The 17,004-nt window shown below is 60.8% G+C and carries 17 protein-coding genes; 8 read left to right on the top strand and 9 right to left on the bottom strand.

Annotation, left to right across the window (positions count from 1 at the left end; genetic code table 11):
* Positions 1-3: 3 nt before the first annotated feature.
* On the bottom strand, positions 4-2,133 hold the full coding sequence (locus GTP46_RS14175; RefSeq protein ID WP_161007290.1) for a glycoside hydrolase family 88 protein: 2,130 nt from the start codon (positions 2,131-2,133) through the stop codon (positions 4-6).
* A 149-nt stretch (positions 2,134-2,282) separates the two neighbouring features.
* Here GTP46_RS14175 and GTP46_RS14170 point away from each other — a divergent pair, with 149 nt between their 5' ends.
* Complete coding sequence (locus GTP46_RS14170) at positions 2,283-3,425, top strand: glycoside hydrolase family 88 protein (protein WP_161007289.1); 1,143 nt, start codon at positions 2,283-2,285, stop codon at positions 3,423-3,425.
* A 1-nt stretch (position 3,426) separates the two neighbouring features.
* Here GTP46_RS14170 and GTP46_RS14165 read toward each other — a convergent pair whose 3' ends face one another.
* The 5 genes from GTP46_RS14165 to GTP46_RS14145 all read right to left on the bottom strand — a co-directional run bounded on the left by GTP46_RS14165 (position 3,427) and on the right by GTP46_RS14145 (position 6,725).
* Positions 3,427-3,963, bottom strand: a complete 537-nt coding sequence (locus GTP46_RS14165; RefSeq protein WP_161007288.1) for an LOG family protein — start codon at positions 3,961-3,963, stop codon at positions 3,427-3,429.
* A complete protein-coding gene (locus GTP46_RS14160) occupies positions 3,956-4,744 on the bottom strand; it encodes a tetratricopeptide repeat protein (RefSeq protein ID WP_161007287.1) in 789 nt (262 codons plus the stop codon). The genes GTP46_RS14165 and GTP46_RS14160 overlap by 8 nt, the downstream gene beginning before the upstream one ends.
* Before the next feature lie 12 nt (positions 4,745-4,756).
* Positions 4,757-5,422: a TetR/AcrR family transcriptional regulator gene (locus GTP46_RS14155; protein ID WP_161007286.1), complete on the bottom strand. Its 666-nt coding sequence runs from the start codon at positions 5,420-5,422 to the stop codon at positions 4,757-4,759.
* Positions 5,423-5,524: 102 nt separating this feature from the next.
* A complete protein-coding gene (locus GTP46_RS14150; protein ID WP_161007285.1) occupies positions 5,525-5,899 on the bottom strand; it encodes a phasin family protein in 375 nt (124 codons plus the stop codon).
* A 64-nt stretch (positions 5,900-5,963) separates the two neighbouring features.
* Positions 5,964-6,725: a substrate-binding periplasmic protein gene (locus GTP46_RS14145; RefSeq protein ID WP_229258940.1), complete on the bottom strand. Its 762-nt coding sequence runs from the start codon at positions 6,723-6,725 to the stop codon at positions 5,964-5,966.
* Between the two features lie 137 nt (positions 6,726-6,862).
* Here GTP46_RS14145 and GTP46_RS14140 point away from each other — a divergent pair, with 137 nt between their 5' ends.
* From GTP46_RS14140 to GTP46_RS14115, 6 genes are all read left to right on the top strand, one after another.
* Positions 6,863-7,042 carry a hypothetical protein gene (locus tag GTP46_RS14140; RefSeq protein WP_161007284.1) on the top strand — a complete coding sequence of 60 codons (180 nt, stop codon included), beginning with the start codon at positions 6,863-6,865 and terminating at the stop codon, positions 7,040-7,042.
* Between the two features lie 9 nt (positions 7,043-7,051).
* On the top strand, positions 7,052-7,396 hold the full coding sequence (locus GTP46_RS14135) for a hypothetical protein (RefSeq protein ID WP_161007283.1): 345 nt from the start codon (positions 7,052-7,054) through the stop codon (positions 7,394-7,396).
* Positions 7,397-7,642: 246 nt separating this feature from the next.
* Positions 7,643-8,809: an acyltransferase family protein gene (locus tag GTP46_RS14130; protein ID WP_161007282.1), complete on the top strand. Its 1,167-nt coding sequence runs from the start codon at positions 7,643-7,645 to the stop codon at positions 8,807-8,809.
* A gap of 108 nt (positions 8,810-8,917) precedes the next feature.
* Complete coding sequence (locus GTP46_RS14125; RefSeq protein WP_229258939.1) at positions 8,918-9,478, top strand: CbrC family protein; 561 nt, start codon at positions 8,918-8,920, stop codon at positions 9,476-9,478.
* 88 nt (positions 9,479-9,566) lie between these two features.
* Positions 9,567-9,773, top strand: a complete 207-nt coding sequence (locus GTP46_RS14120; protein ID WP_161007280.1) for a hypothetical protein — start codon at positions 9,567-9,569, stop codon at positions 9,771-9,773.
* Between the two features lie 35 nt (positions 9,774-9,808).
* Positions 9,809-10,186 (top strand): hypothetical protein, encoded by a 378-nt coding sequence (locus GTP46_RS14115; RefSeq protein ID WP_161007279.1) that lies wholly within the window; start codon positions 9,809-9,811, stop codon positions 10,184-10,186.
* Between the two features lie 6 nt (positions 10,187-10,192).
* On the opposite strand, the gene GTP46_RS14110 is transcribed toward GTP46_RS14115, so the two are convergent.
* Positions 10,193-10,813, bottom strand: a complete 621-nt coding sequence (locus GTP46_RS14110; protein ID WP_161007278.1) for a flagellin family protein — start codon at positions 10,811-10,813, stop codon at positions 10,193-10,195.
* Between the two features lie 178 nt (positions 10,814-10,991).
* Between GTP46_RS14110 and GTP46_RS14105 the strand changes: the two genes are divergently transcribed.
* A complete protein-coding gene (locus tag GTP46_RS14105; RefSeq protein WP_161007277.1) occupies positions 10,992-11,783 on the top strand; it encodes an SDR family NAD(P)-dependent oxidoreductase in 792 nt (263 codons plus the stop codon).
* Between the two features lie 4 nt (positions 11,784-11,787).
* Here GTP46_RS14105 and GTP46_RS14100 read toward each other — a convergent pair whose 3' ends face one another.
* Positions 11,788-15,435 carry an EAL domain-containing protein gene (locus GTP46_RS14100; protein ID WP_161007276.1) on the bottom strand — a complete coding sequence of 1,216 codons (3,648 nt, stop codon included), beginning with the start codon at positions 15,433-15,435 and terminating at the stop codon, positions 11,788-11,790.
* A gap of 18 nt (positions 15,436-15,453) precedes the next feature.
* On the bottom strand, positions 15,454-16,938 hold the full coding sequence (locus tag GTP46_RS14095; protein WP_161007275.1) for a PAS domain-containing sensor histidine kinase: 1,485 nt from the start codon (positions 16,936-16,938) through the stop codon (positions 15,454-15,456).
* Positions 16,939-17,004 lie beyond the last annotated feature (66 nt).

Below are 17,004 nucleotides of genomic sequence, written 5' to 3'. Positions count from 1 at the left end.
CTGTTATCGCGACACTGTTACTTGCACCGGCGAGGCCACGCGCGCCGCCGTGCTCTTGACGTAGGCTTCCCATGCCTGCGCATTCGGGAAGTCGCCGCCTTTGCTCCATGCAGCACCAAGATAATAAACGAAGGGCTGCCCCGGTGTGGTCACAGCCGTCGCCAGATAATTACCGTCGGCGGCAGCAAAGGCGCCGGCACCGGGCACGATGACGGCGCAGGCATTGCTGCCATGCGCGCCCATCTCCGGCTCCCAGTAACTCATCCAGCCTGAGTTGTCTTCGACGTAGCGGCCCTGCCCTTCGCGCTGCACGATACCCACGCCCACTGTCAACGGCGCTGCGGATGGGCTGTCGAAACGGCTCTCCACGCGGCTGAAGTTACTGCCCGCATCCAGCGACACGCGGCGCGTTTCAGCCACCGCGCGGCCGGCGGCGTCCCATGCGTCGAACCGCAGTTCAAACTCGGTGCGGATCGGGCCATCGGCCAAGATCTTCCAGCTCGCGTAGTTCTTCGAGTTGTACAAGGCCTTGCCGTCAAAGATGCCAAGTCCACCGCAGCCGCGCGTTTTGCCGACGTGATAGAAGTCATGGCCTTCGCCTTTTTCCAGGTGGTAGTCGCCGGACTTGTACCACGCATCCTGCACCAGCTTGTGCGCGGATTTGGACCATACATCGATGCCGCTGGAGACCAGCATCTCGCGCGGATCCGTCATGATGGCCGGGCCGTAGGTGCGATGTGCGATGCGGTCGTTCTCCCACGCGAAATCATCCATCCGCTCCGACACAAAGCGTGCGTGTGCACGCGACACCACCTGCGGTACCACCGGCAGTGCTTTGCGCGGGAACAGCAGGAAGCGCCGCGTCTCGCCAGGCGCGAGGTCGGTCTGGAACAACACACCTTGCGCAATCGCCTGTGATGGCAGCACGCGCGATGTCAGCGCATCCATCACCGCCACGTCTGCGGCCTGCGCCTCCACCGACTCTTCCAGCCGATACGCCTTGCCGCTGTTAGCCACCGTGACCACGCGCGGCGCGTGCGCTTCCTCCAGGCCCATACGATACATTTCGCTGCCAGCCATCAGGAAGGCGCCCACCGCAAACACGTCGGTCGATTCGGGATCGAAGTGTTTAGGATCGGCACCGATCGGCTGCACGTGCGTCAGCTTGCCCTCGGCCGACACGCTACCGGCCAGCGCCTGCCACGCGCGCTTGACTGCCGGGCCATACTTCTCCTTTGGCAGCAGGCCTTGATTCACGCCCCACGCCAGCGCATAGGTGTACAAGCCGGTACCGCTGGTGTCCTTGGATGGATAGCTGGCCGGATCGAGCAAACTGGCGCGCCACAAGCCGTCTGCCTGCTGCAAGCCTAGCAATCGTTCCGACATCTCGCGATACTGCTGCACAAAGCGCGGATAGGCAGGGTGATTCGCCGGCACATACTGCAGCATGCGCGCCAAACCGCCCAGTACCCAGCCGTTGCCGCGTCCCCAGAACACCTTCTTGCCATTGGCCTCGTGCTGCTTGAAGTAGCGGCTGTCGCGGAAATACAAGTGCTCCTGCTGGTCGTACAGATAGTCGGAAGTCTTCCACCAGCGCGCAATCGCAAATTCCAGATAGCGCGGATCACCAGTCACCGAGGACAAGCGCGCCCACGCGGGTGGTCCCATAAACAGCGAGTCGCACCACGACCAGCGCATCAACACGCCCGGCACCAGGAAGTCCAGCGTGCCGTCGCGTGGCTCATCGATGATGTTATCGAACTGCGCGCGCATCGGCGCGATCATGGCCGGATCGCGCAACTGTTGATACAGCTCGGCGTAGGTCTGGCCTACCGCCTGGTCGTCCGCGTGATACAGACTGGGACCGAGGCGCCAGCGGTTCTTGCGGCCCATATCGAGCATGGCGTCGCGATAGGTGGCGCTGCCAGAGATGCCGGCCAGCGCCATGAAGCCCGCATCGCCGACTGCCTCGGTCCAGTCGTCGGCCGGATAACCGGTTGGATGCGCCAGTTGCCAGTTAGCGGTTTTCTCCATCAACGCCAGCACAGCGCCGGGCGATTGCGCCGCGTGCGCAGGCGTGAACAGCAAGAATCCGGCACAAAGGCTGGCCAAAGTTACACGGTAAGTCTTCAAAACCATCCTCCTTCAAGGGTAGATAGGTTAACGATACCACACGTTTTTTCAGATTGTGAAGCGTTTTTTGGCTTTTGTGCTGCTAAGTACTCTTGAAATTCGCAGAATCACATGGTAACGTTAACTCTCATCAACCACCTTTCCGCACCATGACTGCCCGCGCCCTGAATTTGGCCCTGCGCCAGCTGGAAATCACCCTTGCCGTGCTGGCCCCCGGTGCTTTTCCCGGCGATACCAGCATCAACCAGTACTATCAGCCGCGCCGGCTGGGCGACGCCGCACCGGGTGCTAACGTCGGCTGGACCACCGGATTCTGGACCGGCCAACTATGGCTGGCCCATGCCCTGACCGGCCAGCACGCGCTGCGCCGCGCGGCAGAACAGCAGACGGCCAGCTTCATCGCGCGGCTCGAACAAGACGTCGACCTGCAACACCACGACCTTGGCTTTCTCTACATGCTGAGTTGCGCCACCGCGCACCACTTGTGCGGCCAGCCCGGTGCGCACGCCGCCACGCTGGGCGCGGCGCAGCGCCTGCTGGCGCGGTTCCTGCCGGGAGCGGGCGTGATTCAATCGTGGGGGACCATGGACGATGCCGAGCAACGCGGCCGCGTCATCATCGACGGCATCATGAACCTGCCGCTGCTGCACTGGGCCGCGCGCACCACAGGCGATCCGGCCTACACCGATGTAGCGCGCAGCCACCTGCAGCGCACCCGCACGCACCTTGTGCGGCCGGGTGGCAGCACGTACCACACCTTCCACTTTGATGCGGACAACGGCGCGGCCCTGCGCCCGTCTACGCATCAAGGCTTGGCAGACGATTCGTGCTGGGCGCGCGGGCAGGCATGGGGCATCTACGGCTTTGCCCTAAACCACCGTCACCTGCCGGAGCTGAAGCTGCTGGACGACGCCATGCGCCTGGCAGACTACTTCCTGGCGCAGCTGCCGCCGGACCGCATCGCCTTGTGGGATTTGAGCCTGCCGCACGATGGCGGCGAACCGCGCGACAGCTCCGCGTGCGCGATTGCCGCCTGCGGCCTGCTGGAGATTGCCGATCAACTGCCGGAAGGTGCCCAGCGCCAGCACTATCACGGCGCCGCGCTGGACCTGCTGGAGGCGCTCACGCTGCACTGTGCCGGTCACCGCCCGGCCAGCGGCGGCTTGCTGCGCCACGGCGTCTATCACCGCGCCGCTGACCTGGGCGTGGATGAAGCGACGTTATGGGGGGATTACTACTATCTCGAAGCGCTGGCGCGCGTGGAAGGCCACTGGACACCGGCGCAGTTGTAATTCAGACGAAGCGGCGCAGCAGGGTTTCCGCGTCGTTCTCGACCATCATCAGCGCCGCGTGCTGCGGGCGCACCAGTTCCTGCTCGGTAGCGTGGCGCACAAAGCTGACCAGGCCATCGTAATAGCCGTCCACGTTCAGCAGGCCAATCGGCTTGGCGTGGATGCCCAGCTGGGCCCAGGTCAGCACCTCGAACAATTCTTCCAGCGTACCGAGGCCGCCCGGCATGGCGATGAAGCCGTCCGCCAGTTGCGCCATCATGGCTTTGCGCTCGTGCATATCCTTGACGATGAACTGGCGCGTCAGGCCGGTGTGCCCTACTTCTCGTTCGACCAGCGCGGTCGGGATCACGCCCGTCACCTCGCCGCCGAGGCGCAGCACTTCGTCCGCAATCACGCCCATCAAGCCCGCCTTGCCGCCGCCGTAGACCAGCGACAGGTTGTGCTCCACCAGCACCCGCGCCAGCGCGCGCGCCTCTTCAGCGAAACGGGGAGATGCGCCAGGATTGGCGCCGCAGTACACACAAATAGCCTTAACCACTCAGTTTTTCCTCTTCCAATTCTTGTTGCGCCGCTTGCCGGTCTAGCCGCTCGGTGGCGTCGAGGACATTGCAGGCGGCGGCTTGCTCGTACAAACTCGCGGCTTGCGCCGCTTTCTTTTTACCGTCCAACATCAGCAGCGCACGCGCGTACTGAATGCGGGCGATGGCCGAATCGGGATTCAGCTTCAGGGCTTGCTCGAACTGGCGATAACTCTCGTCCTTCTTCACGCCATAGGTCAGGCCGGCCAGCACCGCGCCCACCTTGTCGAGGATCTCGGCGTGGTACACGCCCAGCGCGATGTGGGCGTCGGCGCGCTGCGGCTCTAGCTTGATCGCCATGTCGATGCTACGCTTGATCTTCGCGCCCAGTCCCTGCGCCAGCGCCTTCACCACCGAAATCCCTTGCGAATATTGGCCCAGCGCGTAGGCGTGCCAGTAGTAGCCGGCCGGATTATCGGGCTGCTCCAGCTGCTGCCGCTCGCAGCGCTCGGCCACGCATTCGAAGGTGGCCAGGCGCTTCTTCTCGTTCGGTTCGAGGTAGTTGGTGTGCATGCAGATGGCTTTGTGCGCCACCGCGTAGCCTTTCACGCCGACGTCCAGTCCCAGTCGCGCCGCCCGTTCAAACTCGCCCGCGTGAAAGGCGATCCACGCCTGCAGCAGCACTGGGTGGGTCGGGAAAGACTCACGGTCGCCGGCGTGCAGTTGCGGCCACGCCGCTTGCAGGCTCTCCGGCGTGTAGCGGTACACAGGATCGGGATACGGGAAAGGGGTCCACGCCATGAGGCCTCCGGGCTACTTGAGCTTCTTCAGGTATTCTTCGGACAGTTTTTGGAACAGCAAGCTGGTTTCATTGCGCAGGTACGGGCCGATTTGCGACAGCACCTGGTAGCAGCCGCGCGCCAGCGCATCGGCCATCGACTGCTGCTCGCTGTATTTGCGCGGGTTGCGCACGTATTCGTAGGACAGCCAGTAGGTCGCCACCACCACCATATTGGTGGCCATGGCATCGATGGCGGTGTCGGTCGCTTCCAGCGATTTCTCGCTGCGCAGGTCTTCGCACAGCTGCTTGGCCACTTTGATTTTGTGCGCCAGGATCTGCTTGAAGTGCAGCTCCAGCTTGCGGTTACGCGACAGCAGGTCGTTCAAGTCGCGGTAGAAAAAGCGGTAGCGCCAGATCAGTTCAAACATCAGGTGCAGGTACAGCCACACGTCCTCGATATTGGAGCGGCGGCCGTTCGGCACGGTCAGGATGCGTTCGATCTCGGCTTCAAACTGGACGAAGATCGAGTTGACGATGTCGTCTTTATTGCGGAAGTGGTAGTACAGGTTCCCCGGTGAGATATTCATCTCTTCGGCGATCACGGTGGTGGTGATATTGGGCTCGCCAAACTCGTTAAACAAGCGCAAAGACAGCTCTAAGATGCGTTCGCGGGTACGGCGGGGAGCTTTTTGTAGCATAGCAAGGAAACCTCTGTTTATTCTCGTGCAAGCATAACACCGATGCGCACCACAGAGGAACACCCGCGCACGCTTTTAGGCGCACTTAACGCCTAAATGCCGTTACTTAGCCTTCTTGGCGGCCGGCTTTTTGGCGGCGGCTTTCTTGGCTACGGGCTTTTTCACGGCCGGCTTGATGGCCTTGGCGGCGGTTTTTTTAACGGCTGGCTTGGCGGAGGACTGGCCCGACAGTGCCGCGACTTGCGCGGTCAGCGCATCGATACGCTGGTTGAGCGCGTCGATTTCCTCGCGGTTCGGCACGCCGATCGAGCTCAGTGCGCGCAGCACGCGCTCCTCGAACAGCTGCATCGAGAAGAACTTGCCCTCGTCTTCCTGTGCCTTCGCAAAAGCGGCCAGACCGGCCTGCCAGATTTCTTGCGACGACATGCGGACCGCGTCCAGTTGCTGATCATCGTTCTTCTTCAACTTCTTAGCCATTTCCATCCCATCAGTGCTGTTTGCCGGTATTTTATTCTAGCCGAGGCATTCTAGAGAATGCTTACTAATGCGACAACGCCACGTCGGGCGGCAATTGATGGGGCGACAGCCACTTGCGGTAGATCTTCAGGAAGCCGCCATCGCGCTTGAGTTCCTTCAGTTCGCGCTCCCAGGCGCGGATAATGGCGGGCGAAGTGCCCTTGGAAAAAGCAAAGTGCACCTCGACCAGGTCAAGCCGGAATGCGACCTCCACCTCACTCTCGCGGTAGCCTGCCTGGCGCAGTGCGTCGCCATACAGCTCCTCGCCATCGAACCACAAATCGAAGCGGCGGTTGAGTAGCATCTTGGCGGCCGTTTCCGAGGTATTGGTTTCGTCGAGCACCTGATAGCCCTGCGCGCGCGGCAGGCTGACGAAGATGCTGCTGCGGCGGCCGCCGGCACGCAGCGTGTGCAGGTCGATATTTTGCTTTTGCCATTCGGCCGGTTTGCCTTTGAGCGCAAACGCCGTCACGCGGGTGTTGAAGATGGCGCCGGCAAAGTGCAGGTTGCGCTCGCGCTCGGCCGTGCGCACGATGGACAGCAGCAGCACACCCGGCCCCACCACCGCCAACGAATTGGCACGCGCCCATGGCACGATCTCGATGACGTCATGCTGGTTGAGCCGGTCCTGGATGGCGCGCGCCAGTTCGACCGCGAAACCATCGGGGCGTGAATCGTTGAGAAAGCTGATCGGCCTGCTCTCCATGCCATAGATTTTCAAAGGCGCGGCATGGGCTGCGCCGGCCAGCAGCAAGCCCAGGGTGCAAACAAAACGTATCAGGTTCATGCCCGCATATTAACCCAAGTCCCCATGGACTTTTATTTTCACATATGTTTTTGGCAACCAAATAGAGTATTTTCGGCGAGTACTGTTCCAGAGTCGCAGCGGCTGAAGGACGTCTGGAACAACTGCTGGCAGAGGATATGAACAGCGGTGAGGACTGGGGACCATATCGCGCCGAGCTGTTTCGGCGGCTCTATAAAAAGCCCGCAGCGCATGAGGACCAGACCCTGCGCCAGTTAAAGAAATGGGTTCGGCGGGGCTTCAATATGACGTTCGTCCTCGTGGCGTTCTTCGTTGCGATTCTTTATTTTTTTGCTTGAGAGGTGCTGATGAGCGCAGCGAAGATGGGATTGATAGGATCGCTTAGCGCAGTTGTCAGCTTCCTTGCCGTTTTTCTTATTTACATAGGCATGGAGAATTTCCCTGGCATGATCAAGATCGCCGCCGTCGTCTTATCGGCACTGGCCATCGGCATTTGCCAGGGGTTTTTCATCGAGCGCGCCTGGCACCGGACCATAGGCATAGGTACGTTCACTGGCATCTTAATACTGTGGCTGCCGGTGATCGCCGTTACCTACGGGTTCGCTTTGCTAGCGCTTCCGTTTCTCGCGGCTTTTGCGATGGTCGTTTTTTACGGCGCTAAACTGGGCGCGCGTTTTCGCACCAGTCTTTAATCGGGGCGTGGGCCCGGCCGCCACGCTAAAACGTCGGAGGCGAAAGCGTAGGCCGCTTGCTGCCGGTCGCAAGAACTGCTATCAAAAAAACCACGCAGCGCATAAAATCAAATGTTGAGTTCGCTGTTGGAACGGTGTGAGAAACGAACCGAGAATAATCCGGAGTCACTGACCATCGTACCAAGGCAATCGGAAACTCCAGCTTTGTGACAGTTTCATCCATCCACGACTTCGCCTCTAACAAAAATGATTTCACCTGACACCGCGCGTCTGCGCGGGCTCGACCTCTTGCGTGCTGCAGCCATCCTGCTGGTCCTCATGTCCCACTACCAAGGATTCGTCAGCCATGCGGAGACTTTTGGCGTCATCGGCGCAAGCGGCTGGGCCGGCGTTGATTTATTTTTCGTCCTGAGCGGCTACCTGATAGGTAACCAAATCCTCGCCCCCATCGCACGCGGTCAGGAGTTCTCGCTCAAGGTCTTTTTCGCCCGCAGGCTGTTGCGGACGCTGCCGAATTACTACGTCGTGCTGGCCGTGTATTTGTTGGTGGCACAGCTGTTCCCGCATAGCGCGATTCTCGGCAAGAGCACGTCATCAATCTGGCAATTCCTGACCTTTACGCAGAATTTTGGTTTGGCGTATGGACAGACGTTCTCGCACTCCTGGTCGCTTTGCATCGAGGAGCAGTTCTACGTTGTGATGCCCTTGGTGGTGCTGGCACTGGCGCGTTGGACGCGTTCTGCTCGTCCAGCCTGGTGCTTGCTCGGCGCGGCGATCTTGGCGGGCATCGCTGCGCGCAGCTATGCGTGGCTGGTGTTCGGCCATAATGCCCATGCGGCCGAAGTCTACTACTCGAGTTTCTGCCGCTCGGATGAATTGCTGTTTGGCGTAGCCATCGCCATGCTGCGGAATTTTCACGCGGATCAATTTGCGCGCTTGACGCGTCATGGGAATGTGCTGCTGGTAGTGGGATTGAGCATGGCTGTGGCTGTGCTGGCCTGCTTTGCCAATGAGATGCCGACTCCCTTCCTTGTCTCGGCACTGGGATACTCGCTGGTCGCCGCGAGCTTTGCTGTGCTGACTTGTGCAGCGCTTAGCCCCAATTGCCTGCTCAATCGTATCTGGGTGCCGGGCGCATCGAGTTTGGCGTTGTGGTCTTATGCGATCTACCTGGCCCACAAACCGATCTTCATGCTGCTGAACCCTTGGTGCGAGCGCTTGGGCGTCGATCCAGAGTCGCCACTTTGCATCCTGGTGATAGTGGCGATAGCCAGCTTGGGTGGCTGGGTCTTGTTCCGGCTGGTAGAGACCCCGTTTATGAATTTGCGTGCTCGCTGGTATCCGGCAGCAGTCCGGTCGCAAGATGCTGTCCGCTCAAGTTCAGCCGTTAAACAAGAAGCGCTTCGGGCCTAACCATGTCCTCGCGAAGGCGCCTCAGGCGCGAGTGAGAATGCGTGAACTTTACAGATCAGCAAGATGCTATCCTGCAATCCATCGGCTGAGTTCGGCCATGAGCGGCCATTGAAAAAGGGAAATTCAAACGTGCTTCCAAATTTCAAATACCATCCCACTCCATTAGAAACAGGGGCCATCATCGTATCTGAGGATGTTTGTGACTGTTGCGAGCGGTCACGTGGATATATCTATACAGGACTCGCTTACGGGGAAGACGTGGACGTGGACGGTGTCTGTCCATGGTGTATTGCGGATGGCAGTGCTGCAGAAAAATTTCAAGCGGAATTTACCCCAGTTGATGGGATAGGTGGCTACGGCATGTGGGGCTTCGTTTCAGCTGCGGTTGCTGATGAGGTAAGTCGCCGGACTCCCGGTTTTACCGGCTGGCAGCAGGAGAGATGGTGGGTTCATTGTGATGATGCAGCTGCATACCTCGGTTGCGCCGGGCGAAAAGAAATAGAAGAGTTTGGCCCGGATTTACTTGAGGCACTCAAGCATGAGTCGGGCGTTAGTGATGACACGTGGCCCTATTATCTCGCGGCCATGGAGGCTGATGGCTCGCCAACAGCATATGTCTTCCGCTGTCTGCATTGCGGAAAATTGGGGGGATACTCAGACTGCCATTAGCCTTCTTTCGCCTCGCGCAGAAACTGTCTGCACCCGGCCAGGAGCGGTCACCTAAGTTTTATTCTTGGTTCTCTGTTGAGGAACGCAAATGGAAGAATTGGCCTTCACATATAGAAAGATTGAAGGGGCTTTGCAAAGCTTTAACCCAGCCTGTGCTGCCGAATTTCAAAAGGTCTGCGAGCATTCCACGCCGAGGAAAGTTTTTTTATGGCTAGAAAATTTGAGAATTCATGAGAATCTTCCGAAAAATATTCAGGACGCTATCACAGACTTCTACTGGAAAAATTGTTACTGAGAGATGAAATTCATGTCCCAAAACGGCCAGGAGCCGTGCACGGCATGCAACTGGTGGTGCGCCGCAGGTTTATGCAAGCCGTTGAGTTCCTGCAGTCAGTCCGCAAAGACCAGCCAGAAAATATCCAGGCCGCGCTCTGGCTTTACCTGGCGCAGGAACAGGCCGATGGTACCGAGGCCGCGCGCAGCACGCTGGCGGCGCTGTCGTCCGCCAAGGGCGAATGGTGGTACACGCCAGTGATCGACTACTACCTCGGCAAAACCGATGCCAACGAAGCAAAGGATCGTGCCAAGGCCAAAGGCAGTCCGCGCCACCTGTGCGAGGCAAGCCGCTTCATCGGCCTCAAGGAAATGATCGACGAGACCGGCGCCAAGGCCGATCGCCGGGACTGGACGGTAGACTGGTGCAAATAAACCCGCTCACTGCTGCAGCAAGTAAGTCACCAGCGCTGAAATAGCCGGGCTGTCGCGCAAGGAGTTGCCGTCTGCCTGTAGCAGGGTTTGCTCGATCGAGAAATCGAAGCTGCCGGAGGCGGTGTTGATGTCTTCCAGCAGCGTCTCGGTCATGGCCGAGGCCAGCGTGCTGGCTTTCTCATCGAGCGAACTTTGGTAGTAGCTGTCGGCCGAGGCATCGATCGCAGCCTGGGCTTTGGAGACCGATTCCAGTGCGTTTGACAGGCTGTCCTCGCCCGGACCTGCTGCAGGCGCGGCGTCGCCCAAGTTGCTCAGGGCGCCGACCATGCCGTTCAGCTGCGCCGTCAATTCCACCAGCGTTGCATCATCGGACGGGCTGGCGTCCTGGATCTGCTTGATCACATGGGCGATTTCATGCACGCTTTGCTGCCTTGAGAGCTGCGTCTGGCTGGCTTTCAAAACGATGGTGGCGGCATTGCCCAGCAAAATAGGCGCCTGCGTCACTGACGATGCATCTTGCCTGGCCGTCAATGGCCGCGCGCCCGCGCCGCCGGGACCAGCCCCTTCAGACAAGGAAAATTTGCCGATGCGCGGCGTAGAGACCGGGACGTTTGGTAGGATATTCAAGATGCGGGCCTCCGCTAATTTAATGCTCCTAGTATCAAGCTTATACCCGCCGGCCACCCCGCAAGATTACGAATTTGAAAGCCTAGGACTAGCGGGAGAGGCCGCCACATGCACTTCTTGCTACATTGGCGTTTCCACCCCTCGCGGCCTGCTCCGCGATTACCCAAGGAGAATCGAGATGGACATGCAGCTCAAGGGCAAGCTGGCCCTGGTTAGTGGTAGCACCGCCGGCATCGGCTACGCAATTGCCAGCACGCTGGCAAAGGAAGGCGCCCACGTGATCGTCAACGGCCGCTCGCAGGCCAGTGTTGATGAAGCGGTCGACCGCATCCGCGCGGAGACGCAGGGCACGGTGCTGGGCTTTGCCGGCGACCTCAGCCAAGCTGCTGCGGCCGAGGACGTGGTGAAGCGCCATCCAGGCATCAGCATCCTGGTCAACAATCTCGGCATTTTCGAGCCCAAGGAGTTTCTGGATATTCCCGATGAGGACTGGCTGCGCTTCTTTGATGTCAATGTGCTGAGCGGCGTGCGCCTGGCGCGGCTGGTGCTGCCGGAGATGAAGCGCGCCAACTGGGGCCGCATCATTTTCATTTCCAGCGAAAGTGCGATCCAGATTCCGACCGAGATGATCCACTACGGCATGACCAAGACGGCGCAAATCGCTGTCGCGCGTGGGTTGGCGGAATCGGTGGCCGGCACCGGCATCACGGTCAACAGTGTGCTGCCGGGCCCAACCAAATCGCGCGGCGTGGGCGACTTCGTGCAGGACATGGCGCAGCAGGCCAACAAGACGTTTGAACAGGTTGAGGCCGAATTCTTCGACCATGTGCGCCCTACTTCACTGATCAAGCGTTTCGGCACGCCGCAGGAAGTGGCGTCGCTGGTGACGTATGTGGCCAGCCCGCTGGCCTCGGCTACCACCGGCGCAGCGTTGCGCGTCGACGGCGGCGTGGTCAAGAGCGCGTTCTGACGCCTCAGCTGTCGATCCGGGCTTCCTCTGCCGCAGCGCTGGCGCCATGCACCTGTGCCTGCAGGCGGAAGCCTTCGCGGATGTTCTCGCGCAGCACCGCGCCCTTCCACGGCTTGGTGTAGAAGCGGTCGATGGCGCCGTGGTTGATGGCGGCCATGATCGGCGTCAGGTCGGCATAGGCTGATAGCATGATGCGGAAGGTGTCGGGCGCCAGGTTCTTGACGCGCTCCATGAATTCGGTACCGCTCATCAGCGGCATGCACTGGTCGCACAGGATCACTTGCACGCGGTGCCGCGCCAGGATGTCAAAGCCTTCCGCCGCAGTTTGCGCGGTCAGGATGCGGTAGCCGTCTTGCGACAGGAAATCGGTCAACACATCGAGCATGAAGGCGTCATCGTCGACGATCAGCAAGGTCTGCTGGTCGACCACTTGCTCGTCCACTGGCGCCTGCATGCGGCGGCCTTCGCGCAGCATGGCTTCGAAATCGTCCGCCGGCAGCGGTCGGCTGAAGTAGTAGCCCTGCATTTCGTCGCAACCGTGGCGGCGCAGGTAGGACAGCTGCGCATCCTTTTCCACCCCCTCGGCAATCACGTTCAGCTTCAGGCTGTGCGCCATGTTGATGATGGCCAGCACGATGGCTGCATCGTCGGGATTGCTGGTCACCTCGCGCACGAAAGCAATGTCGATTTTCAGCTTGTCGATCGGGAAGCGCTTCAGATAGGCCAGTGAGGAATAGCCGGTGCCGAAGTCGTCGATGGAAATCTGGATCCCTAGCGCCTTCAGGTTTTGCAGCACGGTGATGGTTTCTTCGGCGTTGGACATCAGCGAGCTTTCGGTCAGCTCCAGCTCCAGCAGCTCCGGCGCGATGCCGTGTTCGCGGATGGCGCGCAGCACTTCCTCTTCCAGGCCGCCGACGAAGAACTGGATGCCGGAGACGTTGACCGACAAGTGCACCGCGCCGGCATTGGTCTTGTTCCAGTAAGCGATCTTGCGGCAAGCCTCGTGGATCACCCACGTACCGACCCGCACAATCAGCCCGGTCTCTTCCAGGATCGGGATGAACAGCGCCGGCGACACCATGCCGTGGCCGGGCCGCTGCCAGCGGATCAGCACCTCGGCACCGCTGATGCGGCCACTGGCGATGTTGACCTTGGGCTGGAAGTGCAGCACGAATTCTTCGTTGTCGATGGCGCGGCGCAGCGCATTTTCCAGGTCCAGCCGCGCCAGCGATTGCGCGTTCATCTCGGCGGTGAAGAAGCGGAAGGCGTCGCGCCCGGCTTCCTTGGCGCGGTACATGGCGGTGTCGGCGTACTGGATCAGCGTGTCCGGCTCGGCGCCGTCGTCGGGGAATACGGCAATGCCAATACTGGCCGTCACCGTCACCTCGTGGCCTTTCAGATCGAACGGCCGGCGCAGCGAGTCGCGGATTTTGTCGACTACGGCAATCGCATTTTGCGCGCCGTCCGGCAGCATCAGGATGGCGGCAAATTCGTCGCCGCCGAAGCGGCCGATGGTGTCGCGCACCCGCAGGCAATCGACCAGCCGGCTGGAGAACTGGCGCAGCAGCTCGTCGCCGATGGTGTGGCCCAGCGTGTCGTTGACGTTCTTGAAGCGGTCGACGTCGAGGAACAGCACCGCCAGCGACCATTTGTGCTCGTCCGCCTGGCGCAGCGAGTGGGTCAGCGAATCGTAGAACTGGCTGCGGTTGGGCAGGCCGGTCAGGGTGTCGAAGTGGGCCAGCTTGAGCAGGCGTTGCTCGGCTTCCTTGCGTTCGGTGATATCGCGCGCCACCGCCACCAGAATCCAGCTGGAACCCGAGCGCAAGGTGCGGCGCTGTACTTCCACCGCCAGCGGCGTGCCATCTTTGCACTGCACCACCAGTTCAGTATTCGAGCCGCTCTGGTCGCCGGCCAGCAGCTTATCGTACAGCTCTTCCAGCTTGTGCAGGTCGCCTTCCAGCGAGCGGTTGGGGCCGACCTTGAGGAACTCTTCGCGATCGAAGCCCAGCATGCGGCAGGCGGTGGCGTTGACGTCGACAAAGCACATGCCGGCGCGGTCGACCAGGAAGATGGCGTCGGCGGTGGCGTCCATCGCCAGCCGGAAGCGGCGCAGGTCCTCGTCAAGACGGATGCGGGCGTTCATGTCCAGCGTCAGCTGGGCGTGATGGCGCTTGATTTCTTCGTACAGCAGCAGGTTTTCAAATGCCACCGCTACTTGCGCCGCCACCGTGCCGGCCACCCGCTCGTCGACTTCCGAAAAACCGTCTGCACCGAGCTTGTCCACGAGATAGAGCCAGCCATGGGTACGCTCGCGCGAGGCGATCGGCACGCCGAGGAAGCTGTGCACCGGCGGATGGGTCGGCGGCAGGCCGATGCTGGCCGGGTCGCCGTTGAGATCGTTGATGCGGCAAGGCAGGCGCTGGTCGAGCAGGCCGCGCAGCACGCCGGCGCGCGGGGTTTGCGCAATCTGCCGCACCGGCATGCCGGCGCCGCAGCTGGCGAAGTAGCTCAGCTCGGCCCCGCCCGGCTCCAGCACGCCGATGCAGGCATATTTGGAAACGCAGATATTCTGCGCCACGCGGCAGCCAATTTCCACCAGCGCGCCCGGATCGCGCTCGGCGCCCAGTTCGATGCCGAGCTCGATCAGCGCGGTCAGGCGCAAGCTCACCGCCTGCAAGCTGGACAACGACTGCGACAAGCGCTGCGTCATGCGCGACAGGTTTTCCGGCGAGGTATCCTCGGTATCATTGGCAATGCGCGAGATCAGCTGGCTGCTGGACTCCAGCTCGTCGAGATACTCGGCCACCTTGTGGTCGATATCGTGGAAGCGCCCTTCATGCGACTGTTCCGGCGCAAACGACGGCATCGGTTCGACCGACGGCTCGCGCTCGCCCAGGCCCAGCGCTTCCTGCACGGTTTGCAAAATCACTTCGGGGTCAGACGGTTTCGGCAGCACCCAGCGCACGCCGCACGATTGCGCTACCGCCATTGCCTCACGCTCGCGGTAGGTGGCGGTGTAGAAAATCACCGGCACGTCGGCCGTCTCCGCGTGCTCGTGCATGCGGGTGACGAACTCGTAGCCGTCCATATTCGGCATCAGGATGTCGGAAATCACCAGGTCGGGTTTTTCCGCCAGCACCATTTTCAAGCCTTCGGCGCCATTCGACGCTTCCAGCAAGCGATGGCCGCCGTAGCTCAGCAGCGTCATCAGGAATTCACGGTTGAGTACGTGATCATCCACGATCAAAATCGTGGCCATGTCGTTCTTACTTGGGGACGACACTGCCCCTTGTAAAAAAGACTCGATTTGGGTCACAAAGGTGTCCGGTTCGATCGGCTTGCCGATGTAGCCGTCAAAGCCGGCCTCCAGCAGTTTTTCGCGGTCGCCGACCATGGCCAGCGCGGTGACCGCCAGCGCCGGGATGTGGCGCACGCTGTCATCGGCCTTGAGCGCGGCCACCACGCCATAGCCATCCAGCTTGGGCAGGTGCACATCGCAAATGATCAGGTCCGGCTGCTCGCGCCGGGCAGCCGCCACGCCAGCCTCGCCATCGCTGGCCGACAGCGGCTCATAGCCGAAGGCGCGCAGCAAATACACCATCAACTCCATGTTGGTGGCGTTGTCTTCAATAATCAGGATACGTGCTGACACGTGCCCCCTCCTTTTCCGTTACTCTTGCAATGGCAAGGCCAGCGTGAACACACTGCCAACGCCATACTCGCTATCAAATAAAATCTCGCCTTGCAGCAGCGATGCCAGCTTGCGGCTTAGATGCAAGCCCAGGCCGGTGCCTTCAAACTGACGTAGCGCCGTCGCGTCGAGCTGCGAAAAAGCCTGGAACAAGCCGTTGCGCTGCTCATTGCCGATGCCGATGCCGGTATCGCTGACGCTGATGGTGGCGCAGGAGCGCGCCCCTACCATGGAGCGCGCCAGCCGCACTTGCACCGTGCCGTTGTTGGTGAACTTGATCGCATTGTGGACCAGGTTCATCAGAATCTGCTGCACGGCGCGGCGGTCGCTGGACACCGTCACCTCTTCATGCGATGGCTCGAACTCCAGCGCCAGCCCCTTGCTGCGCGCCTGCGGCTTGAACGAACTCAACACTTCATCGATCAGCGCGCGGCACGGCAAGGGCGCCACATCCAGTTCCATCTTGCCCGACTCGATGCGCGTCAAGTCCAGTAAATCGTTAATCAAGGATAACAAATGGCGCGCACTGCTCTGTACCATCCGCAATTGTTTGTTCTGCTCGTCATTAATGGGGCCGGGCAACTTCATCAGCATAGTACCCGTAAAACCGATGATCGCGTTTAATGGTGTGCGCAATTCGTGCGACATCCCGGTCAGGAAGCGGTCTTTTGCGGCGACGGCTTTTGCAAGTTCGACATTTTTTTCCTGCAGCGCCAGCTCAAAACGCTTGCGTTCGCCGATGTCGCGGATGGCGCTCATCACCAGCGTGCCCTCTTCCGTGCTGATCGGGCTCAGGCTGATCTCGACCGGGAACTCGGTACCGTCGCTGCGCAAGCCGTACAAATCGCGCCCGCTGCCCATCGGCCGCACCAGCGGCTGCGCAGCAAAGGCGCTGCGGTGCGCCATGTGGACGCCGCGAAAACGGGCCGGCATCAGCTGCTCCAGCACCTTGCCGCGCAGGGCGCCGCGCGGATAGCCGAATAACTCTTCGGCCTGGCTGTTGGCCAGCACGATGCGGCCGGCGGCATTGGCCATGATGATGGCGTCCGGCATGGATTCCAGGATGCCGTCGTAACGCGCCTCGACCAGCTTGGCGTCGCGCAGCACCTTCAGCGCCGTAACGTCTTTTTTACTCCACAAAATATGTTCGGGCCGGCCTTCGGCATCGCGTATCAGCTTGCTTGAGCTGTCGATGTTGACCAGGGTGCCGTCCTTGGCCTGGCGCATCGATTCGTAACTGGCCACGCCGTGCTCCAGCGTTTGCTGCATGACGTCGACATCATCGCGGCGCAGCGAGGGCGGCGCGATCAGCTCATCGAGACGGCGGCCCACAGCTTCTGCACTGCTGTAGCCGAACACGGCTTGCGCACCATTGGTCCAGCACACCACCACGCCTTCGGTCGTGGTGAGCACGACCGCGTCGGGAGTCTCGTTCAGGAACAGGGTGCCGAAATCGATCGTCATCGCCTCGCCTTTTCGCTACGCTTCAGGGCCCACCATACAGCAAGGCGGCGTGTGAATCCTCACACA

Source organism: Duganella flavida, from assembly GCF_009857445.1.
GTDB lineage: Bacteria > Pseudomonadota > Gammaproteobacteria > Burkholderiales > Burkholderiaceae_D > Rugamonas > Rugamonas flavida.
The sequence above is the reverse complement of the archived record's forward strand: the minus strand, read 5'-3'. Positions and strand labels throughout refer to the sequence as shown.

Bases quoted from the DNA above. Each gene is read 5' to 3' on its own strand.
- GTP46_RS14120 (WP_161007280.1), top strand. From the start codon at position 9,567: ATGGAAGAATTGGCCTTCACATATAGAAAGATTGAAGGGGCTTTGCAA.
- GTP46_RS14130 (WP_161007282.1), top strand. From the start codon at position 7,643: ATGATTTCACCTGACACCGCGCGTCTGCGCGGGCTCGACCTCTTGCGT.
- GTP46_RS14170 (WP_161007289.1), top strand. From the start codon at position 2,283: ATGACTGCCCGCGCCCTGAATTTGGCCCTGCGCCAGCTGGAAATCACC.
- GTP46_RS14145 (WP_229258940.1), bottom strand. From the start codon at position 6,725: ATGAACCTGATACGTTTTGTTTGCACCCTGGGCTTGCTGCTGGCCGGC.
- GTP46_RS14150 (WP_161007285.1), bottom strand. From the start codon at position 5,899: ATGGCTAAGAAGTTGAAGAAGAACGATGATCAGCAACTGGACGCGGTC.
- GTP46_RS14140 (WP_161007284.1), top strand. From the start codon at position 6,863: ATGAACAGCGGTGAGGACTGGGGACCATATCGCGCCGAGCTGTTTCGG.
- GTP46_RS14155 (WP_161007286.1), bottom strand. From the start codon at position 5,422: ATGCTACAAAAAGCTCCCCGCCGTACCCGCGAACGCATCTTAGAGCTG.
- GTP46_RS14095 (WP_161007275.1), bottom strand. From the start codon at position 16,938: ATGACGATCGATTTCGGCACCCTGTTCCTGAACGAGACTCCCGACGCG.
- GTP46_RS14105 (WP_161007277.1), top strand. From the start codon at position 10,992: ATGGACATGCAGCTCAAGGGCAAGCTGGCCCTGGTTAGTGGTAGCACC.
- GTP46_RS14135 (WP_161007283.1), top strand. From the start codon at position 7,052: ATGAGCGCAGCGAAGATGGGATTGATAGGATCGCTTAGCGCAGTTGTC.
- GTP46_RS14160 (WP_161007287.1), bottom strand. From the start codon at position 4,744: ATGGCGTGGACCCCTTTCCCGTATCCCGATCCTGTGTACCGCTACACG.